The sequence below is a fragment of the Silvimonas sp. genome (assembly GCF_031291215.1).
Lineage (GTDB): Bacteria > Pseudomonadota > Gammaproteobacteria > Burkholderiales > Chitinibacteraceae > Silvimonas > Silvimonas soli.
The window spans coordinates 108,839-135,470 of record NZ_JARLJK010000144.1 but is presented as its reverse complement, the minus strand read 5'-3'; the positions used below and the strand labels follow the sequence as shown (position 1 = coordinate 135,470).

At 59.7% G+C, this 26,632-nt stretch carries 32 protein-coding genes and 1 tRNA gene; 10 read left to right on the top strand and 23 right to left on the bottom strand.

What is annotated here, in order from left to right; genetic code table 11:
• Positions 1-2: 2 nt before the first annotated feature.
• The 5 genes from P4L78_RS19910 (at position 3) to P4L78_RS19890 (ending at position 5,308) form a co-directional block, all read left to right on the top strand.
• Positions 3-917 carry a carbohydrate ABC transporter permease gene (locus tag P4L78_RS19910; protein ID WP_309330213.1) on the top strand — a complete coding sequence of 305 codons (915 nt, stop codon included), beginning with the start codon at positions 3-5 and terminating at the stop codon, positions 915-917.
• A 23-nt stretch (positions 918-940) separates the two neighbouring features.
• Entirely contained in the window at positions 941-2,872 is a 1,932-nt protein-coding gene (locus P4L78_RS19905; RefSeq protein ID WP_309330210.1) for a beta-L-arabinofuranosidase domain-containing protein, read from the top strand.
• Entirely contained in the window at positions 2,865-3,956 is a 1,092-nt protein-coding gene (locus P4L78_RS19900; RefSeq protein ID WP_309330208.1) for a sn-glycerol-3-phosphate ABC transporter ATP-binding protein UgpC, read from the top strand. Before P4L78_RS19905 ends, P4L78_RS19900 begins: the two co-directional genes overlap by 8 nt.
• Positions 3,957-4,231: 275 nt before the next feature.
• A complete protein-coding gene (locus P4L78_RS19895) occupies positions 4,232-5,173 on the top strand; it encodes a sugar kinase (RefSeq protein WP_309330206.1) in 942 nt (313 codons plus the stop codon).
• 59 nt (positions 5,174-5,232) lie between these two features.
• Positions 5,233-5,308 (top strand) — tRNA-Lys (locus P4L78_RS19890).
• A 14-nt stretch (positions 5,309-5,322) separates the two neighbouring features.
• Here P4L78_RS19890 and P4L78_RS19885 read toward each other — a convergent pair.
• From P4L78_RS19885 to P4L78_RS19845, 9 genes are all read right to left on the bottom strand, one after another.
• The gene (locus P4L78_RS19885) at positions 5,323-6,171 is read right to left on the bottom strand and encodes a site-specific integrase (protein ID WP_309330204.1); all 849 of its coding nucleotides are present in this window, start codon (positions 6,169-6,171) and stop codon (positions 5,323-5,325) included.
• Positions 6,172-6,254: 83 nt separating this feature from the next.
• Positions 6,255-6,578 carry a helix-turn-helix domain-containing protein gene (locus P4L78_RS19880; protein WP_309330202.1) on the bottom strand — a complete coding sequence of 108 codons (324 nt, stop codon included), beginning with the start codon at positions 6,576-6,578 and terminating at the stop codon, positions 6,255-6,257.
• Entirely contained in the window at positions 6,575-6,817 is a 243-nt protein-coding gene (locus P4L78_RS19875; protein WP_309330200.1) for a hypothetical protein, read from the bottom strand. Before P4L78_RS19875 ends, P4L78_RS19880 begins: the two co-directional genes overlap by 4 nt.
• On the bottom strand, positions 6,814-7,239 hold the full coding sequence (locus P4L78_RS19870) for a hypothetical protein (RefSeq protein WP_309330197.1): 426 nt from the start codon (positions 7,237-7,239) through the stop codon (positions 6,814-6,816). Before P4L78_RS19870 ends, P4L78_RS19875 begins: the two co-directional genes overlap by 4 nt.
• A 46-nt stretch (positions 7,240-7,285) precedes the next feature.
• Positions 7,286-9,538 carry a replication endonuclease gene (locus P4L78_RS19865; protein WP_309330195.1) on the bottom strand — a complete coding sequence of 751 codons (2,253 nt, stop codon included), beginning with the start codon at positions 9,536-9,538 and terminating at the stop codon, positions 7,286-7,288.
• Positions 9,457-9,897, bottom strand: a complete 441-nt coding sequence (locus tag P4L78_RS19860) for a hypothetical protein (protein ID WP_309330193.1) — start codon at positions 9,895-9,897, stop codon at positions 9,457-9,459. Before P4L78_RS19860 ends, P4L78_RS19865 begins: the two co-directional genes overlap by 82 nt.
• Positions 9,898-9,902: 5 nt before the next feature.
• Positions 9,903-10,436 carry a replication endonuclease gene (locus P4L78_RS19855; protein ID WP_309330191.1) on the bottom strand — a complete coding sequence of 178 codons (534 nt, stop codon included), beginning with the start codon at positions 10,434-10,436 and terminating at the stop codon, positions 9,903-9,905.
• Positions 10,437-10,518: 82 nt separating this feature from the next.
• Complete coding sequence (locus P4L78_RS19850) at positions 10,519-11,016, bottom strand: hypothetical protein (RefSeq protein WP_309330189.1); 498 nt, start codon at positions 11,014-11,016, stop codon at positions 10,519-10,521.
• 3 nt (positions 11,017-11,019) lie between these two features.
• Positions 11,020-11,319, bottom strand: coding sequence for a hypothetical protein (locus P4L78_RS19845; protein WP_309330187.1), 300 nt, complete (start codon positions 11,317-11,319; stop codon positions 11,020-11,022).
• Positions 11,320-11,401: 82 nt separating this feature from the next.
• Between P4L78_RS19845 and P4L78_RS19840 the strand changes: the two genes are divergently transcribed.
• The 3 genes from P4L78_RS19840 (at position 11,402) to P4L78_RS19830 (ending at position 13,030) form a co-directional block, all read left to right on the top strand.
• Positions 11,402-11,809, top strand: coding sequence for a helix-turn-helix domain-containing protein (locus tag P4L78_RS19840; protein WP_309330185.1), 408 nt, complete (start codon positions 11,402-11,404; stop codon positions 11,807-11,809).
• Positions 11,810-11,814: 5 nt separating this feature from the next.
• A complete protein-coding gene (locus P4L78_RS19835; RefSeq protein WP_309330183.1) occupies positions 11,815-12,081 on the top strand; it encodes a hypothetical protein in 267 nt (88 codons plus the stop codon).
• Between the two features lie 139 nt (positions 12,082-12,220).
• On the top strand, positions 12,221-13,030 hold the full coding sequence (locus P4L78_RS19830) for a hypothetical protein (protein WP_309330181.1): 810 nt from the start codon (positions 12,221-12,223) through the stop codon (positions 13,028-13,030).
• A 13-nt stretch (positions 13,031-13,043) separates the two neighbouring features.
• Here P4L78_RS19830 and P4L78_RS19825 read toward each other — a convergent pair whose 3' ends face one another.
• The 8 genes from P4L78_RS19825 to P4L78_RS19790 form a co-directional block, all read right to left on the bottom strand.
• Positions 13,044-13,574 (bottom strand): hypothetical protein, encoded by a 531-nt coding sequence (locus tag P4L78_RS19825; protein WP_309330179.1) that lies wholly within the window; start codon positions 13,572-13,574, stop codon positions 13,044-13,046.
• Positions 13,575-13,610: 36 nt separating this feature from the next.
• The gene (locus P4L78_RS19820) at positions 13,611-14,669 is read right to left on the bottom strand and encodes a phage late control D family protein (RefSeq protein WP_309330177.1); all 1,059 of its coding nucleotides are present in this window, start codon (positions 14,667-14,669) and stop codon (positions 13,611-13,613) included.
• Positions 14,666-15,142: a phage tail protein gene (locus P4L78_RS19815; protein ID WP_309330176.1), complete on the bottom strand. Its 477-nt coding sequence runs from the start codon at positions 15,140-15,142 to the stop codon at positions 14,666-14,668. Before P4L78_RS19815 ends, P4L78_RS19820 begins: the two co-directional genes overlap by 4 nt.
• Before the next feature lie 8 nt (positions 15,143-15,150).
• On the bottom strand, positions 15,151-17,748 hold the full coding sequence (locus P4L78_RS19810; protein ID WP_309330174.1) for a phage tail tape measure protein: 2,598 nt from the start codon (positions 17,746-17,748) through the stop codon (positions 15,151-15,153).
• The gene (locus P4L78_RS19805) at positions 17,748-17,849 is read right to left on the bottom strand and encodes a GpE family phage tail protein (RefSeq protein WP_405051580.1); all 102 of its coding nucleotides are present in this window, start codon (positions 17,847-17,849) and stop codon (positions 17,748-17,750) included. Before P4L78_RS19805 ends, P4L78_RS19810 begins: the two co-directional genes overlap by 1 nt.
• Positions 17,850-17,872: 23 nt before the next feature.
• Positions 17,873-18,175, bottom strand: coding sequence for a phage tail assembly protein (locus tag P4L78_RS19800; protein WP_309330172.1), 303 nt, complete (start codon positions 18,173-18,175; stop codon positions 17,873-17,875).
• 109 nt (positions 18,176-18,284) lie between these two features.
• A complete protein-coding gene (locus P4L78_RS19795) occupies positions 18,285-18,797 on the bottom strand; it encodes a phage major tail tube protein (protein WP_309330170.1) in 513 nt (170 codons plus the stop codon).
• Positions 18,798-18,837: 40 nt separating this feature from the next.
• The gene (locus tag P4L78_RS19790) at positions 18,838-20,019 is read right to left on the bottom strand and encodes a phage tail sheath protein (RefSeq protein ID WP_309330168.1); all 1,182 of its coding nucleotides are present in this window, start codon (positions 20,017-20,019) and stop codon (positions 18,838-18,840) included.
• 225 nt (positions 20,020-20,244) lie between these two features.
• Between P4L78_RS19790 and P4L78_RS19785 the strand changes: the two genes are divergently transcribed.
• The gene (locus P4L78_RS19785; RefSeq protein WP_309330166.1) at positions 20,245-20,469 is read left to right on the top strand and encodes a hypothetical protein; all 225 of its coding nucleotides are present in this window, start codon (positions 20,245-20,247) and stop codon (positions 20,467-20,469) included.
• 66 nt (positions 20,470-20,535) lie between these two features.
• Here P4L78_RS19785 and P4L78_RS19780 read toward each other — a convergent pair whose 3' ends face one another.
• Genes P4L78_RS19780 through P4L78_RS19755 form a run of 6 tightly spaced genes read right to left on the bottom strand, consistent with a single transcriptional unit; the run spans position 20,536 to position 25,135 of the window.
• On the bottom strand, positions 20,536-21,318 hold the full coding sequence (locus tag P4L78_RS19780; protein WP_309330164.1) for a tail fiber assembly protein: 783 nt from the start codon (positions 21,316-21,318) through the stop codon (positions 20,536-20,538).
• Positions 21,319-21,351: 33 nt separating this feature from the next.
• Positions 21,352-22,608 carry a phage tail protein gene (locus tag P4L78_RS19775; RefSeq protein ID WP_309330162.1) on the bottom strand — a complete coding sequence of 419 codons (1,257 nt, stop codon included), beginning with the start codon at positions 22,606-22,608 and terminating at the stop codon, positions 21,352-21,354.
• A complete protein-coding gene (locus P4L78_RS19770) occupies positions 22,605-23,216 on the bottom strand; it encodes a phage tail protein I (RefSeq protein ID WP_309330160.1) in 612 nt (203 codons plus the stop codon). Before P4L78_RS19770 ends, P4L78_RS19775 begins: the two co-directional genes overlap by 4 nt.
• Complete coding sequence (locus P4L78_RS19765; RefSeq protein WP_309330158.1) at positions 23,209-24,120, bottom strand: baseplate J/gp47 family protein; 912 nt, start codon at positions 24,118-24,120, stop codon at positions 23,209-23,211. The genes P4L78_RS19770 and P4L78_RS19765 overlap by 8 nt, the downstream gene beginning before the upstream one ends.
• The gene (locus P4L78_RS19760; protein ID WP_309330156.1) at positions 24,117-24,461 is read right to left on the bottom strand and encodes a GPW/gp25 family protein; all 345 of its coding nucleotides are present in this window, start codon (positions 24,459-24,461) and stop codon (positions 24,117-24,119) included. Before P4L78_RS19760 ends, P4L78_RS19765 begins: the two co-directional genes overlap by 4 nt.
• An 11-nt stretch (positions 24,462-24,472) precedes the next feature.
• A complete protein-coding gene (locus P4L78_RS19755) occupies positions 24,473-25,135 on the bottom strand; it encodes a phage baseplate assembly protein V (RefSeq protein WP_309330154.1) in 663 nt (220 codons plus the stop codon).
• A 93-nt stretch (positions 25,136-25,228) separates the two neighbouring features.
• On the opposite strand from P4L78_RS19755, the gene P4L78_RS19750 reads away from it, so the two are divergent.
• Positions 25,229-26,626: a P-loop NTPase fold protein gene (locus P4L78_RS19750; protein ID WP_309330152.1), complete on the top strand. Its 1,398-nt coding sequence runs from the start codon at positions 25,229-25,231 to the stop codon at positions 26,624-26,626.
• Positions 26,627-26,632: the final 6 nt, after the last annotated feature.

The window sequence follows — 26,632 nt, the reverse complement described above, 5'->3', positions numbered from 1 at the left end:
TCATGAACCAACCTTCCCTCACGCTCCCGACCATGGAACACGCAGTCATGCCGGATGACGATGTAGCGGTCGTGGTGCCGCGCGCATTGCGCTGGCGTAGTGGCCTGGTGCTGGCCTTTGCCTTCCTGGTGATGCTGCTGTTTTTATTCCCGGTGTTCTGGTCGATTGTGACGTCATTCAAGCCAGCGGCAGAAGCTTCGGCCTCGCCACCCACGTTCTGGCCCAGCCGGATGTCGCTGCAGAACTACGAAGAACTGCTGCATTTTGGCGCGGGTTTGTGGCGCTATCTGTGGAACAGCACCTGCGTGGCCCTAATGACGGTAGCGGGCGTTGTAGTGCTGTCGGTACTGGGCGGCTACGGCTTTTCGCGCTTTCGCTTCCCGTACAAGAAGCTGATTTTCATGCTGGTGCTGGCCACCATGATGATCCCGTTTCAATCCATCCTCACGCCGCTATTCATCCTGCTTAATTTTCTGCATCTGCATAACACGCTGGGCGGGCTGGCGCTGGTGTACATCACCTTCCAGCTGCCGTTTTCCATTTTCATGATGCGCAACTCATTTGACTGCGTGCCACGTGAACTCGAAGAAGCCGCCACGCTGGATGGCTGCAATGTGCTCAGTTCGTTGTGGCGAGTGATGTTGCCAATCGTGAAGCCTGGCATCGTCACGGTGGCGCTATTTGCCTTCTTTACTGCCTGGAATGAGTTGCTGGTCGCGTTGGTGCTGATCTCGGACGCCGACAAATTCACCCTGCCAGTGCTGCTGCAAAGTGCGCAATCCCAGTTTATGGGCGGCGTGAACTGGGGAGTGATGCAGGCTGGTATCACCATCAGCATTTTGCCCTGCGCCGCGCTGTTTCTTTTGCTGCAACGTTTTTATATCAACGGTTTGATCGCCGGTGCGGTCAAGGCCTAACCCACTCTCAATCCAGGAAAAACATGATGATGACCGAGAAACAGAGCGACCAGCCGCGGGTGGTGGACTTGTCGAAAAGCCCGCATGCGCGCATCACGCCGGTATCGCCGCTGGCGGTAACGCTCGGAGGCGAATTCTGGGGGCCGCGGCAAGAGCGCAATACCCGCGTTTCCTTGCTGTCGCAGTACCAGCAAATGGAAGAGTGGGGCAATTTTGATAACTTCCGCCGCATCCGCAACCCGCAACTGGGGCCGTTCCGGGGCAAGGTATTTAACGACTCGGACGTTTACAAATGGATCGAAGCCACCAGTTGGGCGCTGGCGTTACGTGCCGACGCGCAGCTGCAGGAAAAACTCGATACAGCGCTGGGCCTGATTGAAGCCGCGCAGTGCGACGATGGCTATCTCAACACGTATTACGCGGTGGAACGGGCGCACGAACGCTGGAGCAATCTGCGCGATAACCATGAACTCTATTGCGCGGGCCACTTGCTGCAAGCGGCGGTCGCGCATCATCGCACCCAAAAAAACCGGCGGCTGCTTGATGTGGCTGTCCGCTTTGCGGACCTGATCTGCGAGGTGTTCGGTACGGTGATCGAGGGCAAGAACCCGGGGATTGATGGCCACGAAGAGATCGAGCTGGCACTGGTCGAGCTTTATCGCGAGACCGGCAGCATCAAATATTTGCGTCTGGCCGAACACTTTATCGATGCGCGTGGTTATGGGCATTTGACCGGTGGCTGGTTCGGCCTGGAATACTTTCAGGATCATGCGCCATTGCGTAAACAAAGTGCCATGGCCGGTCATGCGGTGCGGGCTTTGTATTACAACACCGGTGCCGCCGACGTGTTTCTGGAAACCGGCGACCGCTCTTTGCTCAATACCCTGGAAACCATGTGGTCACACATGCAGGGCCACCAGATTTATATCTCCGGCGGTTTGGGCTCGCGTCACCATGGCGAAGCACTTGGCGCGGATTACGAACTGCCCAATGCGCAGGCTTATACCGAAACCTGCGCGGCCATCGGCAGCATGATGTGGAACCAGCGCATGCTGGCCGCCACTGCCGATGCCCGCTATGCCGATCTGCTGGAACACACGCTGTATAACGCCATGCTGCCAGGCTGGTCGCTGGACGGAAAGCGCTACTTTTACGTGAATCCGCTCGCTAACGACGGCAATCACAAACGCCAGGCCTGGTATGAATGCGCCTGCTGCCCGCCCAATGTGGCGCGTACTGTCGCGGCGCTCAGCGGGTCGGTTTACAGCACCAGCGCCGCGGCTGTTTGGGTGCATTTGTATGCCAGTTGCGATGCGCAGATTGAACTTGATGGCAAAGTGATCGGCCTGCACCAGCAAACCCGTTACCCGTGGGATGGTGATATTGAAATCACCATTGATGCCGAACATACCTTTGACCTGATGCTGCGCATCCCGGGCTGGGCCACCACGCAAACGCAATTGAGCATTAACGGCAAGGTGGTGGGCGAAGAGCTGACGCCAGGCAGTTATATCAAGCTCAACCGTGCCTGGCGCGCTGGTGACCAGATTCGACTGTCGCTGCCGATGCCGGTCCGGGTCATGGAAAGCCATCCGCATGTACTGGAAAACACCGGACGCGTGGCCTTGATGCGCGGGCCGCTGCTGTATTGCATTGAAGCCGCCGACCACCCCGGCATTGCCTTGCAGGATATCGAACTGGCCAACGGCAGCGTACAGGCGCAATGGGAGCCTGAATTGCTGGATGGCGTGATTGCATTGCGCGCAGTGGGCAAGTTGCCGGTGCCGGAGCGGCGCTGGTCCAATGTCTTGTATCAAGAGCGAAACGGTGCCGGTCGCCAGTCTTCGCGCGACGTCGCGCTGGTCGCCATTCCCTATTTTACCTGGCATAACCGCAACGCGGGTCCCATGCAGGTCTGGCTCAAACAAGCCGTGACGGAGGCAACCTATGGCTAGCCTGGTGATGCGCAATCTGCGCAAAAGCTTCGATACCACCCATGTCATCAAAGGCCTGGACATGGAAGTAAAACAGGGCGAATTCGTAGTGTTTGTCGGGCCATCCGGATGCGGTAAATCTACCTTGTTGCGGATGATTGCCGGTCTGGAAGACATCACCTCCGGCACGCTGGAAATTGAAGGGCAACTGGCCAACAACTTGCCAGCGGCGCAGCGCGGTATTGCCATGGTGTTCCAGAGCTACGCCCTCTATCCGCATATGACCGTCGCCGAAAACATGGGCTTTGCGCTGAAGATGGCCAAAGTACCTGCCGCCGAGATAGACCGCGCAGTGCGGCGTGCCGCCGAGGTGCTCGACATTACCCGCCTGCTGGCCCGCAAACCCGGCGCGCTTTCCGGCGGGCAACGGCAGCGCGTGGCCATCGGTCGCGCCATCGTGCGTGAACCCAAGGTGTTTTTGTTTGATGAACCGCTGTCCAACCTGGATGCCGCTTTGCGCGTGCAAATGCGCATGGAACTGGCTCGGCTGCATAAAGAGCTGGGAACGACCATGGTTTACGTCACCCACGATCAGGTGGAAGCCATGACGCTGGGCGACCGGATTGCTGTGTTCAACGATGGCTATCTGGAACAGATCGGCACGCCCACTGAACTCTACAACACGCCGCGCAATACCTTCGTGGCCGGGTTTCTGGGCTCGCCCAAGATCAATCTCCTGCCATGTACCCATGTCGAAGCAACCCGCGAGGGCAATCTGGCGACGACCGCCGGCGGGCAGAAACTGAATATCGAAGGCATCGCCTTGCCGGAAGGCTTTGGCCAGGCAGCTACGCTCGCAGTGCGGCCAGACCATTGGCGCCTGGTTACGCCAGATCAAGGGCTGGCGGCGAATGTGGAACTCACCGAGAACCTGGGTGACGCTTTGCTACTGCATACCGCCGCGCAAGATGGCACGCGCATCACCGTAAAAATTTCGCCTGATTTACCTACCCCGCTCGCCGGCGAATCTGTGTTCTTGCAACCCGTGCCGGGGAAAGCCATCTGGTTTGGAGCGGACGGCAATGCATTGAATCGACCCGGATAATCACGCACGTCACGGCACCGCAGTAAATGCCAGGCGCAACAGAGGGCAAGATCATCTGTTTGGCCTGGCATTCGCATTTCTCAAATCGCGTACCCCAAAATACAGAAAAGCAAGTCAGAAACGCCCAGTATTGCCCTCGCGCAGCACCCAACTTCGCAAACGCGTGGATAATTACGCATTGGTTAACCCAAATCACAGACAGGGTTAGCTGCATGGCAGCCGGGTTGCCCCGGACGAATACTGGTCAGTCGTTCCAATAAACAAGGAAGCACCCGATGAGTTCCCCGCAACGCATTGCCTTGATCGGCGAATGCATGATTGAACTGCAGGAAGAAGGGAGTGGCCTGCTGCGCCGCACCTTTGGTGGCGACACACTCAACACCGCCGTATATTTGTCCCGCCTTCTGCAAACGCACGGCGTACAAGTCAATTACGTCACCGCTTTGGGCGATGACCCGCACAGCGAAGCCATGCTGCAGGCATGGCAGGCGGAAGGCATCCAGACCGGTCTGGTGCAACGCCTGGCAGGCCGAGTGCCTGGCTTGTATATGATCCAGGTTGATCCCGATGGCGAACGCCATTTCAGCTATTGGCGCGACACCAGTGCTGCCAAAGCGTATTTTGCTGCCGCAGAGACCCCGCTTGAACAAACGCTGGATCAACTGGATGTGCTGTATTTCAGCGGCATCAGCCTGGCCATCCTGCCCGATGCTGGCCGCGAACGCTTGCTGAGCGCCGCCGCCAAAGTGCGGGCCAATGGCGGCAAGGTCATCTTCGACAACAACTATCGTCCACGCTTGTGGCAAGGGGCAGACCAGGCCCGTCAATGGTATCGCCGCGCCTATGAGGGTTGCGATATCGCCCTGATCACCCTGGACGACGAAATTGCCATGCTCCCGCCAGGCACCGACGTACAAACCGCACTGGCTGCAGCGCTGGCGCTGCCAGTGCCAGAAGTCGTAGTCAAACAAGGCGGTAACGACACTGTGGTCCGCGTTGTGAACCAGCAACCTCAATCTATCCCGCCGACTCGCGTCGCCAAAGTGGTTGATACCACCGCTGCAGGCGATTCGTTTGGTGCCGGCTACGTGGCTGCACGTCTCACCGGGCATACCCCGGAGCAAGCTGCCGCCACCGGCAACACACTGGCTGGCACCGTCATCCAGCACCGCGGTGCCATCATCCCGACCACCGCCATGCCTGCCATCAAACTGTAAAAAAGTGCGGCCCGGTGCTTGACAGCTTTTAAGGCCATATATAATATTGCGGCCTCGTTGGGTTGTTAGCTCAGTTGGTAGAGCAGCGGACTCTTAATCCGTAGGTCGAGTGTTCGAGCCACTCACAACCCACCAATGAATTCAAGGGCTTATGCGCTTTCACGCATGAGCCCTTTTTCATTCTGTGCCGTAAACGTGTCGTCGGTCGTACCAAGTAGGCTGTCCAGCTTGCTGGCGTGGCTATGCATGTGATCTGGTGCCAGATGCGCATACCGCCGTACCATTTCTGCTGATTCCCAGCCCCCCATTTCCTGCAATTCCGCCAGCCCGGTGCCATTCTGGACGTGCCAGGACGCCCAAGTGTGCCGCAGATCGTGAAAGCGGAAATTGGTAATGCCCGCCCGTACCAATGCCGAGCGCCATGCCGAGTTGCTATCAATGCGCATGGGTTCGCCTTTGTAAGTAAATACAAATTCACTGTGCTGACCCATGCAGCCACGAATGGCATTGATCGCTGTCTGGTTCAACGGAACGCCAATGCCGTGATCTGCTTTGGCTTCGTCGGGGTGGACCCATGCAACCCTGCGCGTCATATCGATCTGGTTCCAGCGCAGTTTCAGAATATTGTTTTTGCGCAGGCCAGTGGCCAGTGCAAAAGCAACGATAGGCTTCCAGTGATCCGGAAGCTCTTTCAGCAGCCGCTGGGCCTCACCTGGGTTTAACCAGCGGATACGCCGCTTTGCTTCCTTGTACAGCGTGAAGGCCGGCGCGTTATCCAGCCATTCCCATTCGCGGTGTGCCTTGCGAATGATCGACCGCAGCAAGGCCAGGTAACGATTTCGTGTTGCGCCTGATGCTGGCTTACCACGCTGGCGTAGATTTTCCAGTACCTTGCGGGCAATCTCGTTATTGATCTGATCAAGCGTGTACGGCTTCAGGCCAGCGCGCATGCCTTTGATCCGGCTGCGATCATCGTCAATGCTGCGCTTGTGTTCCATTTCCCGCAGCCACCGGAGTGCTGCTTCGTCGAATGTGCGCTTGGGTTTTTGACCAAGCTGCGCCTCCCGCCACATATCCGATTTCAGGCGGTCGTGAAGCTCCTGCGCCGCGCGCTTGTCGTCGGTCTTAAGGCTCCTTCTAAGTCGCGCTCCATCTGGTTTTGCGATATCGCACCACCAAATCTCACCACGTTGTTTGATTGACATGAGTGCTTCTCCTTAGCCACTCCTGCTGCCGCAGGAGCATTCTGCAACTTCTGGACCATTGCGACCAGATCGATATCCAGATAAATCACCCGCTTGCCGATCTTGGCGCGGGGTACGTCGTTTTCTTTGGCAATCCGGCGAAACGTGCTGACCGGGAGGCGAACAAATGCTGCCGCCTCGTCGACGCTTAATGGCTTCATTGCCGCAGCATTCCGTTGATCCGCGCTGCGGTCTGTTTGCGCTCGTTGTGTTCTTGCCAGTCTTTCGCGCACTCGGTGCAGCAAAAGACGTCATCCGGCGCGGCGGTTGGATCGCTGCACCAAGGACACAAACCGGTGGGCAGCGGGGTGATGCGTTTTGCGCTGGCGCGAATGTTGGCCAGTGCCAGATCGCGCTCCACCATTTCGCGGTCGCTGGCCATGTCGATAGCGCGGCTCATGCGGTCACCTCGCTGGCTGTGGCAAACAGTGGGGCGGCTTCGGTGATCTGCAGCGGCACCAGCACCCAGCTCAGATCACGCTCGCGGGTGCTGTGGGCGATGTACCAGGTAAAACCGGCACGCGGTGCCATGCTCGGGTGCGATTCAAAGCGATCCCAGCCGCTGGCTGCGGTGATGTCGCGCAATTCGTCGAACAGGAATTCGCTGCTGAGGGTGACTTCCACCCGGTGCGGCATGGTCGGGTTGAGATCGGCCCTGATTCCGGCGATGCGGTTCAGGTCGGTGGCCAGCGCTTCAATGCGTTCGATGGTGGTCCGGGTCGTGGTGAAGTCGGCCAGTCGTCTGGCCAGCTCGGCGACCTGGGTCACATACTCTTCATGCGCCGCCTGGATGGCCTGTTCGTAAAAAGTGGGGCGTGTCATTACATTCTCCGGCATGCCTCTGCGGGCTTGTGGGTGCGGTTGGGGATTACGGGCGGATGTCATAGGCATCCGCCCCGATGGATTCGAGCTGCGCCAACTGCTCACGCAGGCGTGCAGCAGCGTTGGGACTCTGGTTTTCCACGCGCGGGATGCTGGCCATGAGGTCGGCAATGGCCTCGGCATGCGATTTGCCGCGCTGTGAATTGATGCGTTCTTTCGCCGCTACCCGGTTCAGGGCCGCTTTGAAGTCGGGTGAGTTGATCCGGGCATCGGTTTCGGCCCTGATCAGCGCCATGTCGGCCTCGAGTTCGGCCAGCAATTGCTGCTGTGCCCGGCGCTCGCTCTCGGGCTGGTTACAGTTATTCACACAAGTCCAAGTGCTCGCGGCTGCGCCGCTGCGCTCAAAATCAACACCAACAGCCACCTCAAAAACCACGGTGCTGGCCAGTTCCTGAATGCGCTTGCTGCTGGTGTCGCGTTTCCAGTTGACGCTCCAGGTATGCAGGCGCGTCTGGATACGTTCGATGATTTCGCCTGCCGGGCTGAAGAGGGCCACGGCATTGCGCACAAAGGTTTCTTCGCCGTACTTGTTGGCGGGCTGTTTCATCTCGCCTGTGCTCTTGTCGGCTTCGGTCAGTGGTTCAAAGCCCACCCGGTAGCCACCGAGCAAACTGCCGTAGAACCGGGTGTAGGCGGCCCAGTCGCCCCGGTCTGCTGCGGCATGCAGGTCATGCAGTACCCGTTCGTCACGGTTGGCTTCGGCCAGCAAATCGGCCTTGCGCAGTTCGCGCCATACGGTCACTGGTGGCTGGCCGAACATCTGGAACTGGCGGATACGGTGGCAGCTCGCCCACTTGGTGACGCGCAAGGCGCCACCGGCAGCGGTCAGGCCCGATTCCCAGTCATCCTCGACAAAGGCACCGTCAATGTTCTTGGCCAGATACTTGGCGACGTAGCCCACGGCACTGCCTTTGCGCGGGTCGATCTTTTCCACCTTGAAGCGCGCTTCGTCGGCGCCGGGTTCTTTGCCGTCCACTTCCATTGCCTTGCCGCGCAGGATGGCCAGCATCTTGTCGGCCTGATGCGGTGCCACCCACACCAGCATGTGCCAGTGCGGGGTGCCGTCGTGATGCGGCTCCGCCACGCGCACGCCATAGATGGCTATGCCGTGGGTTTTCTTTTTGAAGATGGCGCGCGCCTGTTTCCACTTCAGGCATAAATAGTCCTGGGTATCGCGCGGGGAATAGGGTTTGCGGTAATAACGCGGTAGCGCCTCCGGCCCCTTATCAATGGCATCCGGGTCAGCCATGCCGTGCGCCGGGTTGCTGTACGGTTGGCCGTATTTGTCTGACCACGCGTGGTATTTGCTGGGGGCGGTGATGGTCACGAAGTGACCAGCCATGCCCAGCTCCTGCATCACCTCCTCGGTACCGCGAATGCGCACCATCAGTTCGGTGCGGCGGTTGGCCGGATTCGCCACGGTGCGACGGCTCAGGTCGGCCAGGGTGAAGGTGTCACCGTTCTCGTTGGTGGCTTCGGCCAGAGCCAGTGCTTTGGCGTTGTTGGCATCGCGCAGCATCAGCCGCGACAGCGAGCCTTCACTCAGGTACGGATCGCGTTTGCGGTTCACCGAACCGAGTTTTACGGACTCCTGTTCCACTGCGGTGGTGACCAAGCGTTTCAACCGGCCACGCCACCACTTCTCGTCGGCCAGACGCTTCTGTAGCTTGCCGAACAGCTTCTGCAACTGCTTCGGCTTCATGGCTGCCAGTTCGGGCAGCACACCGTGGTCGAGCGCCTTGGCAAACGCTTCCAGCACAAAGCGCGGGCGGCGGATCCAGCGACCACCGCACAGTACCGGAATGGCTTCGCCGGACTCGGCCTGCGAAATGATCCTGGCGCAGTCATCGGCAGCGAGCCGGGCCAGCGTGCCGAGGTCATCGTCGGTCAGACCAATCGGCAGGTTGCCGCAGACCACGGGCAGTGAGGCCACGTATCCACGGACAAAGCTGTTGGCCTGCTGCAGAGCATGGGCGACGGGTTTCTGGCGCAGGCCGTGCCAGTTGGCCAGCAAGGGATTGCGCAGCTGGTCAGGCAAACCTGCCGTCAAGGCATACACGTCATCCAGTTGTCGCTGCGCCACCCGTTCGCGCGTGGCCTTGATGCGCGCCGACGGCGCGTCATCCAGCATTACCAGCGGGGCGGGGCAGTCGATCATCATGCCGCCAGCCTCACCGGTTCTGGCCGACGCAACGGGCTGTGGCGGGTGATGCGCGACAGTGCGCAGTGATCCTTGCATAGCCGGTACCCGGTCGAATGCGACAATTTGCCGCAGCCATTCGGGATGGCGCGAATCTCGGCGGGGGAGATATCGATCACCGGGTGCAGTTCAAAGAAGCGGGCCAGTTCATCCAGCCGGGCGCCGTACACCGCACTGATCTCATGCGCGATGGCGCGTACTTCAAGGATGTGATCCCGGACCTGTTTCAGCAGCGGCAGTTCGTCCGAACGCGGCGCCAGCGACAAGACCGGTGACGGCAGCGACACCGTAGCCACCAGACTGCTCTCGCGCTCGGGCCGCGACGCAAACGCTGCCACCTGCGCGAGCAGCGCGGTACGCGCCGCTGCAGCCTGAAAGGAGTCCGGGATCCGGGACATGAAGCTCAGGCCACGCGACCGGCAAGAATGCCGAAGAAGGTGACCACGGAGATTTTCATGGCGGTGAGCCATGAGGCCAGCAGGGGCAACGGGGTATTGGTGCTGGACAGATACTTGGCCGCATACATGGCCACGTCGCCGCGCTGTAGCTCGGTGACGGTCAGACAGCGATCATCCGGGCACACATCGCGCAAGGTATTGCGCAGGGTGCTGCGGATGGTGTCCACGCTGGCCGGGAAGGTCCAGACGATGACATGCCAGTGGGGCGTGCCGTCGCGGTGCGGCTCGGCCAGCTTCATGCCGGTCCACTGGATGCGTGCGGCGCTGACCGTGCGGCTGGCTTTTTGCCAGAAGGCACGCAGGAAGGCGTGCGCCTGCTGCGGGGTCGAGCCGTCAAACCACGGCGATACCGCATGAAAGCGGCAGGGCGGGCTGATCGTGATGAACAAACCGACCATGCCGACGTTGTGGGCCGACTGTTCCATCTTGAGCAGCTTGCCGATCACGGTGTGGGTGCGGTGTCTGGTAAAGCCGAGCATGTGCGTTTCTCCGGGCAAAAAGAGTCCCTCACCGCCCGCGAGCGGGCATGAAGGGGGTGAATCAGTCAAAGGGGTAAGCGGGTTAGTGCAGGGTCAGCGAATACTGCTCACGGCGCTGGTAACGAATGGGTCGGGTACGCAGGGTGGTGCGCACCAGGCCAGGTTCAGGGGCTTCAATTTCGATGAATTCATAAACAGCCACAAAGAGGTGACCGCAGGCCAGGTTATCGCAGCGTACAAAGCGTTCAATGCTCTGGTAACTGGCACGGCGCCCGCTGTAGGTTTTGAGTGCCCCGCCGCAATACCAGCAGCCGAGGAAGGCGTCGGCCCGTACCGGCACGGTCATGGGATGCGGTGCCGGATAGCGGTCGCGGATGATCCGCAGGATCACCTTGAACCAGCGGCAGCAATTGCCGCAGCTCACCCGGAACTGCTTGCCACCGTCTGCTTCATCTTCCAGCCGCTTGAAGGTGCGGATCGGGAAATCGCATTCCGGGCAGGGCGGATGACCCGAACCAGCGGGCGGTGCACTGTCCCGGTTGGCAGGGCGGACACTCGGGCAAACGATGCGGCTTTGCATTGGTCACGCTCCGGCGAAGGCGTTTGTGTCGTAATTCACAGCGAGGAGTGCTTTGAGATCGTGCGCACACTCGGTCAGCTTGTCGTCATGTAAAACGATAGGGGAACTATCCAGCGGTAAACGCTGCAGGGCATAAGCCATCATGGCGCGGGCCAGTTTGGCCTTGGCATGAGAGGTCGTATCTTTCAGGTATTCGAGAAAATCGTCTTCACCTGCAGGCATACTCAGGTTCACCCGCACGCGTTCCGGGTCGTCGATGTGCTTTCGGGTCGAGCGGGTCACCGGCTTTCTGGGGGCTGTCATAATGTATGATTGCTCTTGGGTAACATAAAATACAGTCACATTATTGCATTCGAACGAGTGCAAGTAAATAGGTTTAACTCGAATGAGTTCAATTGGTGAGCGTCTCAAGAACGAGCGCAAGCGTCTGGGCATGAACCAGGCTGAGTTTGCAGCCTTGGGTGGTGTGCAGCGCACGGCACAAAGTAACTACGAAATAGATGGGCGCGCGCCGGATGCGATTTACCTGGCCGCTATCACGCAGGCGGGCGTTGATGTGCTGTACGTGCTGACCGGTGTACGTAGCAACGTATCGTTTGCCCCTGATGCCATGCAGTTACTGGCATCATACGAAGCCGCTTCCCCGGCTGTACGGGCGGCCGCCCTGGCGGCGCTGTTGTCGGGCTCCAGCCCTGCCAGCCCCAAAATGGTCGTTCACGGCGATGTGGGCCAGACCGTGAAAGGCAATGTCACCATCGAAGGTGGTTTTTCAATGGGCGGCCGGAAGAAGTAAACGATATGGAACACCGGTACATTTCAGAAGAGCGCCCCGGGTTCGACGCGACCGTGGATGCGGTCATCAAGGCTGCAGAGGATTACTGGGGCAGTGGTGCCATGCCCATGCGCGTAGGCATTTACGGGCCGAGCGGAGAAATCTACCGCGAGATTCGTGCCTGGGGCATGGGCGAATACAACCGGCTGACCAAGCGGCTGATCGAGGCCGGTTTTACCGGCAGCGGCAAAGCGGGCAAGTACGACGACCTGTTCCAGCACGCACCGCAATAATCGCTTTTACGCTCACAACACGACCGCCAGCGCAATTTGCCTGGCGGTTTGTTTTTGGTGGTTTATGACAACGGGAACTTATGTCCCGCTTCGCCAACTATGTGCAGTTCGACTCATTCAATCTGCACAAAAAACAAAAATGTCATCAGAAAATATCATTCACGGCGATGTCGGCATCGTGGCCGAGGGCGACGTCATCCAGAACAACAGCAACGTGATCCACCTCGGGGCGGCCACCTTGCCAGCGCTAAAACCCCTTATCGATGCGCAGCGCTCGCACCTGAACGAGCTGGTACGCAAGATCATCGAACTGAAACCCGAAACCCCGCGCTGGCAAATCTGGAAAGGGGTACACCGCGAGGTGGGCGCCGACAGCATTGACGAAATGACCACGGCGCAATATCCCGATGCCGTGTCGTGCCTGACCCGGATGATTGATTCATGCGATGAAGAGGCCCAGTGCCATTTGATGGTGCGGCGGGTAATCGCGCTGACACAGGATTCACAGCATGACCACGAGCGGGCAGTGACCTGGTGCATCGATCACTATGGCAAGGACCGGTTCCTGGATCTGGACCGCAGCGAATTGCGCGAACTGCTGGCCGCGTTGCCTAAACTTGCCGAGGTTGAGCTGGCAGCGAGGTGTGACCATGATTGTGTGACTTGCCGGGCACAAACCAGCCGCCAGCATGACACGGCACTGGCCCGCGCAAACGTGACGGCCAATAACGACATCCAGCGCATCCGGCAGGCTGCCGATGTCCGGCTTAAAAAGGTGTCCACCGACTTTGCTGCTTTCAAGGACAAGACCATGCGCGAATACCGCCAGCGTGAACAGAACCTGCAGTCAGCTCTTAAAACCCAGCGTGAAAGGGCCATGCAGTGGATTGTCGCGACAGCACTGGCTGGGATGTCCAGTGGCGTTGCGCTGGGTGCGTGGATATTGTAAGGCAGGGGGCTGCTCAGGGTTTAAGCGCCTTGAGCCGCCCTTTGAGAAGACGTCTGCGTCGTTGGTAATTGGTAATTCGTTGCTTCAACTCTTCCTGCTTTTTGGCCAGTTCTTCGGAACTCAGTCTCGAATCGGGATTGCTGATGTATTTTTTCAGAGCTTGAATCGCGGATTTGTGGCACTGGCGATGCGCTTTGATGTCTCGCCGAGCCTCTTTGATAGCTTCCCTGTTCAGGAACAAGGCCCGATTTGTGACCGCTACGCTGACGAGGGCGCCAGACAATATCAGGGCAATATTGTTGAAAAATGAAAAGCCGAGTTTGATGTCATAGAGATGAACTGTGTGGGGGTCGAGCTTGTCAAGTGCATTTGCCATTACCTCAACGCAGGTCTGCATCAAGAATGTGATGCTGAGCGGAGCGAGCGCTATAAAAAAGAAGCGTCTGGGTTGTGCATACATTTCTTTTGTGATGAGGGCGTAGATCGCCACAGCATTCAAGGTTGCGAGGACGATCCAGACAAGTAGTGTTATCAGCGTTTGCATGTGCTTATCCAAAGGTGAAGGCTGAACGCAGGTTATTCAGTCGGCGCATCGTACCGGCTGAGCCTCCCACCATCTACATGTTCTGTCTTCCAGCAGCTTCACTTCCAGTTCGAGCGCCGTACCCAGGCCATTGCCATCCAGCGTATGGGTGGCTTTGGCCAGTAACCATTTGCCACCGTCAATCTCCGCCTTGAAACCTTGGACCGTGGCGGGTACTTCCGGGATCAGCTCCGGTCGCCCGAGTGCCAGGGTGATGCTGAAACTGGCCACCCCGCGCTGGATGCGGTTCCAGCTTGCCTTTGCTGCATGTTCGGCGGTTTTCTGGCTGGCGTAGACATGGCGCAGGGTTTTGAGGTTGTTTTTCTCCCCCACGATCACTTCGCCTTTCTGGCCCTTTTTCGTGTTCTGATACGTCGCACGCACGCCGCTGTAATTGTCGCGGTTGGCCACGCTGTGGCGGTGGCTGTCACCGCTTTGGCGAGTGATGGTCACCGGCGGCAGCGGTTTGCCGCTGGCGGTCGTGCCTGCACCGGTCGGCATGAACAGCAGCCGCCCGGCCTTGATGGTGGCGATGGCGTCATAGGTTTGCGCCAGCCGCGTCAAAAAGCTGGCATCGCTCTCGCCGGTCTGGTCAATGTGCTCGACCACTACGCGGGCCAGCGTGTCTGAAACAATGGGCTTGACCTTCGCTACCGTGGCCACCTGGCGCACGATATCGCCGAGTGACTTGCCGTGGAAACTGCGCTCGCGCTGCATCAGCAAACCGTCGCACAGGTCGGCGCTGCGCGCCCGGATCGTGAGCTGGTCGGGTGTGCCGCTATGCTCGACTTCATCCACCGTATAGGTGCCCTTGTCGATCAAGCCGGAATCGGCCCAGCCGAGCCACACCTGAATGCTGGCTTTCAAGGGCGGGATCGCCAGCCGCCCGTCATGATCGTGCAGTACCAGGTCGAGCTGGTCCGCCTCGAAGCCGCGGTTGTCGGTGAGCGTGAGCAAGGCGAGCCGGTTGTCCACGGTGCTGGTGATGTCCTTGCCGTTCACCACCAGTTTGTAGATCGGTCGCGGCTGCAGCCTTCCGGTGCGGTTGTCGCTCATGGTTGCCCACTCACCGGTTCATCCGGTTCGCTGCGTTTCAGGCCGATGGTGAACTCGATCCGGCGCGCGGCGCCGTCGTGGAAGAACAGGCTGCGGCCTTCGTCGATTTTCTCGATCACGAACTGGCCGTAGATGGTGCCGTTGCCTTCAATCAATGGCCACGCGCCGCCTTCATCGGCCATGGCCCGCAACGTGTCGATGGCGGAGGTGCCCCCGGTCAGCTCGGGCAGCAGTACGCCTGAAAGAGTGATGGTTTCCTCATCCGGCCCGGCAAACTGCGACACGGGGCGCGCACCGACGCGGGTGCCCGACGGATGCCGCCAGCCTGCCTGCCGCTGCAATTCTTGATAGGGCAGGGAGCCACGTTCAAACACGAACATGCCCAGGCTCATCAGGTTGGAGCTGTACACCGGCGCCACATCAAGCGCGCTGGCGGTGCTGTTGACGAGATTGCGGATATCGGGGTTGAGCATGTTGTTGGTCAGTCCTTGTCCTGCAGCCGCGAACGGGAGCGGGCCTGCTGCTCGCGTACCAATTTTTCAAACTCGGCGCGGACCTGCTGGCCGATGGCCACGTTGTCGGCACCGGGCGCGGTGGTGATTGCAATGGTGAGCTGGTTGATGACAATGCCGCCGCCACTACTGGCAGCACCCGCACTCGCTGCCATCGCCGGGCGCTTGTCCAGGGGGATGCCTGCCGCACCTGCAGTGCCGATGGAAATGCCCGCACCCACGGCAGCGAGTTTTTTGCCCAGCCCGGCGACCGACTTGAGCGGCCCGGATTGCCCCGCCTGGATGCCGTGATCCAGCCCGGCCATGGTGAATCCGCCCAGCTGTGCAAACACGCGCGACGGTGAGTGGATGCCCAGGCGTTCCTTGAACCAGCCAATGGTACTGTCGGCAGCGCCCGTGATCGCGGTCCTGACCGCGCCGAGTGCGCCGGTGATGCCGTTGGCCAGCCCGGTCAGGATCATGGCGCCGAAGCCGGTAAATTTTGCGGGCAGGTCAATGCCGAACCAGCTGAGCACACCGGCAAACGCTTTGTAGAACAGGCCGAGTGGCGACCAGTTCAGGACCAGCGCCGCAATGCCGCCAATGCCGCCACCGAATGCGGCCTTGATCTCGGCCCAGCGCGCCGCAAAGAACCCGCTGATCGGCGCCCAGTAGCGGTAGATCAGCAGTGCGGCAACGGCAATGCCGGTGATCGCCAGCCCGACAGGATTGAGCAACATGGCGCGGCCCACCACCAGCAAGGCACGCCCGAGGAACGGCAACACCTTCGCGCCGATGTTCCACAGCATGCTGCCGAGACTGGCACCCTTGATCCCCAGCACCGCCATACTCAGTTTCATCACGGCCAGCGGCCCGAGTACCGCTGCGACGGCCAACATCAGGCCACCGAGCAATACCAGCAGGATCGCCAGCACGGCGGTGATCTTCACCAGCGCTGCCACCAGTTGCGGGTTCGCTTTGGTCCAGCCGGTGATCGCGGTGATGATGCCGCCGACACTGCGCATCACGTCCATCAAGGGCTGGCGCAGGGTCGCGCCGAGCCCGCTGGACTGGTTGAACGCCTTGTTCTTCAGCATCTGCAGCTGTGCAGTGAGCGTGTCATTCTTCGCCGCCGATTCGCTGTACATCGAACCACGCGCCTTCGCATCGTTCACCAGCTCAAGCTGTTTGCGGTACTCGCCCACGTTGTTGGCCAGTTTCGCGGCATCGTCGCCATATTCCTTGCCGAACAACTGGGTGGTGATTTCCAGCTGTTTGTCTTTGGGCAGCAGGTTGATGGCATCGAGCACTTTTAAAATGGTGCCGGTCGCATCCTTGCTCATGTCCTTCTGTACTTTGGCCGCATCCATGCGCAATGCCGCCAGCCCCTTCTTGAAGCGTGCCGGTTGCATGTTCGCAATGGCCAGTTCGCGCATCATGGCGTTCGATGCAGTTGCTGCAATCTCTGCCGAGGCACCCAGCGACAGGAACGTGCTGCCCAGTGCTGCCGCATCCTTGAACCCCATGTTCACCGTGGCGGCGGTACCGGCCACCCGCTTCATCACGTCGATGATGTCCGAACCCTTGGACAGGGCGTTGTCATCGAGATAGTTGATCGCATCACCGAGCTGGGCAATGTTTTTGACGGGCACCTTGTACAGCCCGGCCAGCTTGCCCATGTCTTCACCGACCTGATCGACCGGCAGCTCGAACGCCGTGGCCGTGATCGCGGTGGTTTCGGCAAAGATCAACAGATTCTCTTTACCCTGGATGCCCATGCGCGCACCGGCTTCCACCAGGGCGGCAATCTCGGTCGTGGCCATCGGCACGCGTTCGGCCATCGCCTTGATGCCGTCGCCCATGTCGTAATAGATACGGGTGAGTTTGCCGCTGGCATCGCGCGCACCCTCAACCTGTTTGGCCACGCCCAGCATGGCGTCTTCCCAGCTGCTGTAATCCTTCACCATCTTGACGATGGGCAGGCCCACCGCAGCCCCGGCCACGCTGGTGGCCACACCGGCACCACCGACGCGATCCCGCGCGCCAATGGTCTTGTCGTAACCGGATCGCGCACCGTGCATGCGCTGCGCGACTTTGTTGTGACGCTCGAGCACCCGTTCCTGTTTCGCCAGAGCGACAGTCGCCGCGTCGGTCTGGGTCTTGAGCTGCTGCTCATGCTGGATCAGGTGCTTCACCCCGGCGGCGTTCATGGCACCACGCAGGCGTAACAGCTCCTGCGCCTGCTGCGCATGTTTGAGTTTCAACGCTGCGGCGGCTTTGTCGGCCTGCTTGAATTCACGCACCATCTCGCGCGTGGGATGGGTGGTGCGTTCGAGCTGGGTGCCCAGTGCCTTGGCATACGCCTGGGCGCTTTTCATGCTGATGGCCGTGGCTCTGGTTTGCGCCTGCAGGTCACGAAGGGCCGTCACCTGTTCCTGGGCCTTGTTCAGCGATTTCAACTGCTCGCGGGCGGCCTTGATCGACTTCGCTACCGCCGAGCTGCTGCCCACAACCTGGCGCAAAGGGCGGGTGGCACGGTCGACCGCATCCAGAATCACCCGCAGCTTCATTTCATTGCCACCCGCCATCAGTCCTCAGATCCACTACGTTTGCGGGCGCGCTCGCGCCACTGGGCCAGTTCGGTCAGGGACAGCGGATCCAGCACGTCCGGCCCCCACGTAAAGATCACCGCGATATCTGCGTAGGCTTCTTCTACACAGTCGGGGAGGGGTCCGGCCTGTTCGCCTTCGGCACCAAAAAACCGGCCACCTCGGTCCCGAGCTGCACCAGGTCAGCCGGATCCAGGTTGCCCACGTCCTGGCGGGTCAGCGTCGGTGTGGTCAGGCGCGGCAGGATGGTCGATAACGCATTCACATCCATTTGCAGCACGTCGGTCAAAGTCACACCGCGCAATTCACCGGACGCCGGTTTGCGCACGGTGATGTCGGTGAGGGTCTGCTCGGCCCGGACCAGCGGGGTATCGAGCACGATCAAGGCGGTAACGGGTTTGCTCATGGTGGTTTTTTCCTTTGGGTTAGACTGGCGGGGTATCCGGTTCGCCGATTGCAACGTTGGCCGGATACCGCCCCGCCATCGCGGGGCATTTCTGTTTATGGGGCGTGAATCACGCCAGGCCGATGGCCTTGCGCTGCTCGCCCAGGCGGTCCACGCCGTTGACCATCTCGATCATGTTCAGGATGTCGATCTCGATCACCACCGTGCCGTTGATGGTCAGCTTGTAGTAGCTGACCGCGCTGGTGACCTTGAACTCGGTGTCGTCGCCGCCTTTGGCCTTGCCCGGATCGATTTCCTTGTGCCGACCCCGGATGACCACTTCCACCGCATCCACGTCCGCCGTGTCATCGCGCTGGTAGCTACCGGCAAAGCGCAACAGCACACCGCCGACGGTGGTGGTGCCGAACTGCTCGAACACCTGGCGCATCAGGCCGCCGCAGGTCCATTCCAGCTCGATTTTTTCCATGCCGAGATCAACATCGACCGGCGCGTTCATGCCGCCACCGCGCCAGTCCTCCAACTTGCGCGACAGCTTGGGCAACTGCACTTCAGCGATCTCGCCCATATAGCTGATGCCGTCATTGAACAGGTTCATGTTCTTCAGTTTGCGGGGCATGCCCATTGTGTATTCCTCCTGCCGTACCGTCGTTGGGTGTGACGGGTTACGCCTTCACGGCAGCGGCAAAGTCGACCAGGTAGCGGTCGGTGATGCGCTGGCGGAACGACAGGTCTTCCAGCGGCGGCACCGGCGTGTAGTCGTAGTCAATCCACAGCTGTCCGGCCTTCAGCGTGTCTTTGGTATTGATCTGGTCGTCAAACCACGCTTCGCCCCCGATCAGATAACCCAGTGACTTCAAGTTGCGGAACTTGGCGTTGACGCCTTCAATCAGGTCGCGGGCAATGGACGGGTTGAGCGCCGCATCGACGGCCCACATGTGCGCTTCGGCGATGGTGTCGGCCAGAATCTGTGCCGTGCGGGTGTAGCTCTCGAACTGGAATAAAGGATCATCGGAGCAGGTACGCGAACCCCAGAAGCGGAAGCCGTCGCGCTGGACCAGCGTGGTAACGTCGTTGCTGTTCAGGTAATTGGAATCGGTGGTCGCTTCCTGCAGGTCGAAGAACACGTCGGCACTGATGCCGTCGACGCCATTCACCCCCACGTTCGACAGGGTCTTGTGCCAGCCCAGTTGCGGGCTGCCGACGTTGTCGATGTAGGCACGCAGACCGGCAGCGCGCGCGGTGGCATAGGCCGTGGCTTCCTGATTCTTGACCGTATCCCAGCTCACGAAATCCGGCCAGATCAGCATCAGCTCGCGCGCCGAGAACTGCTCGCGGTAGGCGACGGCTTCCTCTTTGGTCTGGCAGCCATGGGCGCAGGCATAGGCAAATGCGCGCAGCTTCTTCGCAATGCTTGCCATCTCCGTGGCCACCGGCAGCGAATCGAAGCCTGGCACTGCCAGAATGCGCGGTTTGACCTTCAAGCGTGCCTGCGAAGCGAGCAGGGCTTTAAGACCGGTATAGCGACCAGACTCGGTGGTGGTGCCAATGATCGCGCTGGTGGTTTCGGCCTCAGAAGCGCCTTCCTTCACCCGCACGATGACGGTGGCGGCATTGGCCTGATCGACAATCGCATCGAGCGATGCCGCCAGCGTGCCTTTGACCCCGGCCTTGCCGATGGCGGCCTGCACGTTGGTGAGCAAAACCGGCGTGTCATAGGGGAAGGTCTTGGCATCCGCGTCTTCCGCCGTGCAGACCATGCCGATGATGGCACTGTCGACCGTGCGGATGGAACGGGTGCCGTCATTCACTTCCGTGACGCGCACGCCGTGGTGGTAATCAGGCATGAATCTCTCCGGGTTGGGGTACCGGGAGAGATTGCCGAAAGATTCAAGGGATAGCTTGCGGCGGGTGTTGTGCCAGAGAAGGGCACCTGTTCTGGCATGCGCTAAAAGGCGGGATCGCGAAAAATACGAAAAAGCTGACACGTCTGCGCGTGTGATTGTCACGTTAGAATTATTTTGCAGTGACTGACATGGCATCAACAATAATCAGCTCAAAGGAGCAACATCATGTATTTTTCGATTCAGAAAGTGCACGACAAGGCAGGTAATCACATTGGCTGGTGCATTGTGAATGCCAAGGGTGAGCAGGTATCCCGGGTTTTCTCAATTCATGAGCGGGTACGGCTGTATGCCGAACTCGACCGACTCGAAGATGAATACAAGGCAATGCTCAGCAGGCAGGAACAGAAGCCTGTATCCGTGACCTACGAAGACGATGGTCCGGGAATGTGAAAGTGATCAGCCCGGTCGTTTACGCTGCCGGGCTGGTTTTTATCTCTCTGGTTCCGTTGACCACGTTCAGGCTGGCAGTGCGGGCCAGTCAATCGCGGCAGGGTACATTTCCTGTTTGGGCACCCGGCTCAGCAGCACGCGGTAGCGCTTCCAGTCGGTCAGCGCCGCCGCTTCCGCGTCGGTGGCCATCTCCAGTGCCACCGCATCGGCCAGCGTGGTGATGCGCTCACTGGCAGTGGCTGTGCGCCGCGCCAGTTCTTCCTGCGCGTATTGCACCTGGTGCTGTTCGCGCAAGAGGTCATCCACCACCCAGTTGCCCGTGACCGAATCCCACGCATGCGTGACATCGGGTCGCGCGGTTTGTGTCAGACCGGCCGGGATATCGCCCACGGCCACAATGGCAACCTGCAGCCCGCTCTCCTGGCTGTACCAGACTTCACCGCGATGATCGGCCACCAGCGCCCAGTCCTTGCCCGACCACTGCACGACCTGACCGGCCGCCGTTGTCGGTGGCGCGAACAGGGTGAGGTTTGCGGGCAATGCATCACCAAAGCGCGGCGGCGTGCCCGGCAACGCGGTCGTGGTATCCCACACCGACGCCGTGCTGTAATCGGAAACGGTCTTCCATTTGCCGGTGGCTGCGTCGAAGCAGTGGCCCTTGCCGTGAGCCGGGGCCGCCGCTGGTGGTTTCACCGTGGTCGCGCACGGCGGCACGATATAGCGCGTGGTGCCGTCGGTTTCCCATGCCAGCGGATCCAGATACGCCACATCTTCGCCCAGCAACTGGCCGGTGTCGGCAGCAAAGCGCCAGATGGCGAAGGTGGCGGCAGGTTGTTTCGGGAGAGCCATCGTTCGTTCCTTGTTATCTTTTCGTGATTGTCATCAGTAGCGGATGCACACCAGCACCTTGAGACCGGCGGCGTAGTTGGCGGGATTGCCGCTGGCGGCGACCGTGACGTTGTGGGCATGGTTGCCTGCCGCTGCCACGCTGATGTTGTGGCCGTGGGCGCCGTCCCAGCCGATGCCGTGGACATGGTCGCCCACCGTATTGGTCCACAGCGTGGTGCCTTCGCCATAGTTGCGGATGAAGTCCGGATCGGCCTTGCCATCCGGGGACGACTGCGAGCCCACCGAACCAATACCGTGATTGTGGGCACCACCGCCGCCGGTGGCGCCGCCATGGACGTGCGAGCCCTGCGCATCGGTGCTGGCACCGTGGCTGTGGTTGCCCTGGGCATCGGTCGACGCACCGTGGCCGTGCAGGATCACTGCCCCCACCACGCTGGTGCCGACCGCTGCCGCCGAACCGCCCAATAGCGCATAGCCGTCCGGCACGTTGGGCAGGTTGAACGTCGCGGCGCCATCCCCCCCGCCATATTTCGTGCCGATCTGCGCAAACAGTTTTGCGTACTGGGTGCGGCTGACCGCACCGCCATTGCACGCCAGCGTGCCCGGTGGCGGAGTGATGCCTGCGGTCAGCACATACTGACCCGCCGTACCGGCCATGTATTGCGGGTGGGGGTCGGCTTTCGCTTCGTGATCGGTGATTTTTTGTGCGGCCATCTGCGCGTATTGCGGATGTGGATCCGCTTTCGCTTCATGGTCTGCCACTTTTTGTGCGGCGAAGATGATGTATTGCGGGTGCGGATCAGCCGCCGCAGCATGTGCTGCATCCTGGCTGTCGACGTACTTGCGCGTCGCCAGCACCACCGACGGGTCGATCTTCAGTTCCACCGCTGCCGTGCTGGTCACGATCAGCACCATGCGGATCACCTGCACCCGGCCACTGCCTTCGGCCAGTTGCGGCTTGTAGCTCGGCGCGCAATTCGCGACCGCGCACAGATTGCCATCCTTGTCATACAGCCCCAGTTCGCGGATCCACCAGCCACCGACTTCTTCGGGGATCACCTGCTCGGTGATGATCTGGCTGGGGTTCTGCGGATCGAGGGACAGGCTATTCAGCGGTGCCCGGCGTTTCTCGTTGACCAGTTTCGTCTGGAAGCGGTCAGGTTGCGGTGTGGCGCCATTGCCGTCACCCACGGCGAGGTGGCTCAGCTGCAGCGGGATGCCCAGCGCGGTGGCATTGGCCAGTTTCGCCTCACCGATGGCGGTGAGGATCGCAAAATATGGGGCGCTCATGGATAGATGCTCATGGTGTCGATGATGTGGGCGTCACCCACACCGCTGGCGATGCCGCCTACGGTGAGGATTTCAGGCATGTAGGCGTAAACGGTGAGGATGTCGCCGCCGTAGGTGGTCAGTGCAACCGGCAAAGTGCCGCGCGTTTCCATGGTGATGGCCAGTCCGATCAGGTGCTGGCTCTTGCGCCTGGCGTCGTCGATCAGCCGCTCGAGTTCCTGGTAGATCGCGTCGGTGATGCCGGTATCCATCACCCCGACCTCGAGCTGGAAGGTGCCGCGCTTGCCCACCGGGTCGGTCTGCCACCACTCGATGACCTTGATCAGGTAGCCCAGTGGTTCCACCACGCGCCGGATCGCGCCGATGGTGCCCTTGCGCTGATGTACGAACGCGGCGGATTTAATCACCGCGCGCTTGGTGGCTTCGGACCAGCTCGCATCCCAGCGGTCGACCGAGAACGTCCACGCCAGATACGGCAGCAAGCCTGCCGGGCAATCGTCAATCGACCACAGCGTGCGCTGCGGCGTCACAATATTTGCCATAGGCGCGCAGGCCCGCTCGACGCGGCGCTCGAGCGTGGAACTGGAAGGGGGCAGCAGATCAGTCATGCCGCACCTCGACCGGTTCCAGTACGGCGCCGCTGCAATACCCGGCCTGCAGCTTCGTCAGCACCAGATCAACTGCAGGCGAACGGATCTCGACGTGCTCCACACCTTCGACATGCAATGCTGCATCGATGGCCGAGCGGCGGATGCTGCGCCCCAGCTTGCGCTGTGCCGCGATAAAAGCGGCAAGGCGTGTGTTGGCGGCGGCCAGTACCAGCTCGGCTTCCGGCCCTTCATACAGATGCAGTACGGCATCAATGCCATAGGGCACGATCACGGCAGAACGCACATCGAGCCGGTCACCGAGCGGGCGCACGTCTTCATCCGACAATGCCGCTTTGACCCTGGCCAGTAAATCATCAGGCGCGGTGCCGTCGCCGTCGCGGGCCAGTACGGCAATCACGATGTCGCAGGGTTCCGGGCTGTCGACCGACACGTCGGCAATGCGGCCATCGGCAGCCCGCGCATGCTGGGCATACGCGCCACCCGGCCCGGCCACGCTCATGCCTTCAAAGGATTCGGGAATGCGCGGACGCAGCTCATCGTCGGGCTCATACACGGCAGCAACGGGCGGTACGGCAGAGTTATCCGCAGGCGACACCAAAAGGCGCTTTACATTGAACCCGGCAGCGAGGTTGTCCAGATCAGTGCCGCTGGCATAGGGCACCATCACCGCCAGACTGGCCTCGTTGCAGCGCTGGCGCAGCAGCAACTCCCGATACGCAGAAGCCTGCAACAGTTTTACGAGCGGTTCGGATTCAAGCGCAAGTGCAGCCAGCACAGCAGGGCGCTGATCCGGTGGATACAACCCCACCAGTTCGGCCTTGCGCGCCGCGCAGATCGTTTCAAAATCCAGTTGCTCGACCACTTCCGGCACCGGCAACAAAGACAGGTCAATCTGGCTCATGTGCCACCCCGCAGCGGAATGGCCAGCGACACCGGGTCGCGGCGGTTGCCGTCGATGCGCTCGGCCTCGAGCGAAACCACCAGCGCACCGGTTTTCTCACCCGCTTCAAAGCTGATGCGCGTCGGGGAAAGCCGTTTCTCCCAGCGCAGGATCGCCATCACCGAGGCAGCGCGCAGCAACTGCAGCGTCACCGTATTCACTGGGGCATCGATCAGGTCGGGTACCAGCGAACCGTAATCCCGGCGCATCACGCGCGTGTTCAGCGGCGTGGCCAGAATGTCGGCCACCGACTGGGTGATGCTGGCCAGATCGGACATCGCCGCACCGGTCTTTGCGTTCATGCCCAGATACGTCATCGGTTTGGCCCCGAGGTCAGGCCGTGCAGTGAATCCATATGATCGTGTGTATCGAGCACCACGCCGTTGGAACTCAACTGACCATCACCATGCGTGAAGTCGCCGGAAATCTTTGTCTTGGCACCGGTGGCACCGCCGGATCCGGACAGGCCCGCCAGATAGGTCAGCAACTGCTCGATGGTTGCCGAACCCTTCACCCGCAAATCACCGCCTACGGTGAGGTTGCCGGTGGTTTCGGCGTCGGGACAATCCACCAGAACGTGCCCGCTGGCCTGCACCAGCGCGGTCTTGATGCCCGACACCGCCAGCGCGCCGGTCGCATGGTTGTAGACCATCGTTGCGCCATCGGGGTACAGCGTCAGTGTTTCATCGGCACTTTGGCTAGGGGCAGGGCAGTCATCCGAATACAGTCCCAGCAACACCAGCCCGGCGCCGGTTTCGCCGCTGGCTGACAACACGGCGCACTGCTCACCCTGCGTGGGCGGGCTCCAGTTACGCGTGGCCCCGGCGCGCAATGCGAACCACGGCAGCCAGCCGGTGACTAGGCCGCCGGTCTTCACTCGGCAAACAGGCGGGCGGGCAGCCCGGTCGACAGCGGCAATGGTGCCGGTGCGGATCAGGCTCTCGATACGGCGGGCGTGGTCTTGGGTGGGATTCATGCGGCAAGGATGCCGCGCGTAAAAAGGAAATGCCGCTGCGCGGTGTTGTGCCAGAATCTGGCAGATATGATGTCTTACAAACAGGAACCCCGTATGACAGCTGCGCCTTGGCATGATGACAAACTCAACCGCAAAGAAGATGCAGAGTTTTTGACTAAGCTCTTGAACTCGATGTATACGCAGCAAGGGCGCAAGTCGTTTGTCCTTGCTATCAACGCAGAGTGGGGCGCGGGCAAAACCTACCTAATGACGAACTGGGCATACGACCTTGCCGGGCAAAGTGCTGTGATTCGATTTAACGCTTGGGAAAATGACTTTAGCGACGATCCCCTGATCAGCTTTATGGCAGAGCTGAATACGCAACTTGATGGGCTATTGCCGAAAACGAAAACAGTCATGCGGAAGTATAAGAAGCAAGGTCGGAAATTGGTATCAGCAATCGGTCAGGTTGTATTTTCTGCAGGGGCCAAACATTTGATCGGCATGTCTTCTGATCATCTGAAAGAGATGTTTGGCGATATAAGTCAGAGTGAAATAGACAAGCTAATCGACGAAGCAGCTGGAAAGATTTTTGAAACACATCATGAAAAGAAGAAAGCGATTTCTGATTTCAAAATGGCACTTGCGGGGGTGGTTGAAGAATTAAACAAAAATGTCACTCAGGCTGGCCCATTAGTTGTATTGATCGATGAACTTGATCGATGCCGCCCCGATTTTTCGGTTTCCTTGCTGGAGGGTATCAAACACGTTTTTGATATTCCAGGCGTTTTCTTCGTATTGGCAATGAATCGTAACCAGCTTCGCGAGTCCATCCGGGTTCTTTATGGTGCAGGTTTTGATTCCACGATGTACCTGAAGCGCTTTTTTGATATGGAATACTCACTGGTTGAGCCCACATATGATCTTTATACAAATTCTTTGTTTGATCGATATGGATTGACCGTTTTGAAAGATAAATTGTTATGCCCCGGTCAGCTAAATCCGACTCATTGCTTTAACTGGATTGCGTGTGCTTTTGATTTAAAGCTAAGAGATCGCGACCAAGTGGCGATGCTCATGGGTGTTGTTTCTTCAATGCTGATTGCGGACCATAAAAGTGTATATTTCCCATATGCTTTGATCCTGACAGTTCTCAAGCATTTTGGCTATACGGTGACAAGCATTAGTAATTTGGCTGAAATTCCACAATTACGCGCTGATCGCGACATCGTGGTTTTTTTTGAAAAAATCAACATGCAGGATAGCCATAACATCAAATCTTCCGTGAAGGCTATGTATCTATCTTATAAGTGGCTCATAGGGCTGGATTTATCAAGGAGGGACCACATAGCGGAAGTCTCGTTAAAATCGCTGTTGGTCGAGAATACCCACAAAGCGGGTGAGTTGCCCAATCGAGTGATCCCGCCGCTCTCAGCCTCGTTTGCAAGTTGTGCTGGATACCCGAAACTGATCGAACAAGTTGGCCAAATTGATAGAACTGGGCCACTTTAAGTGGCA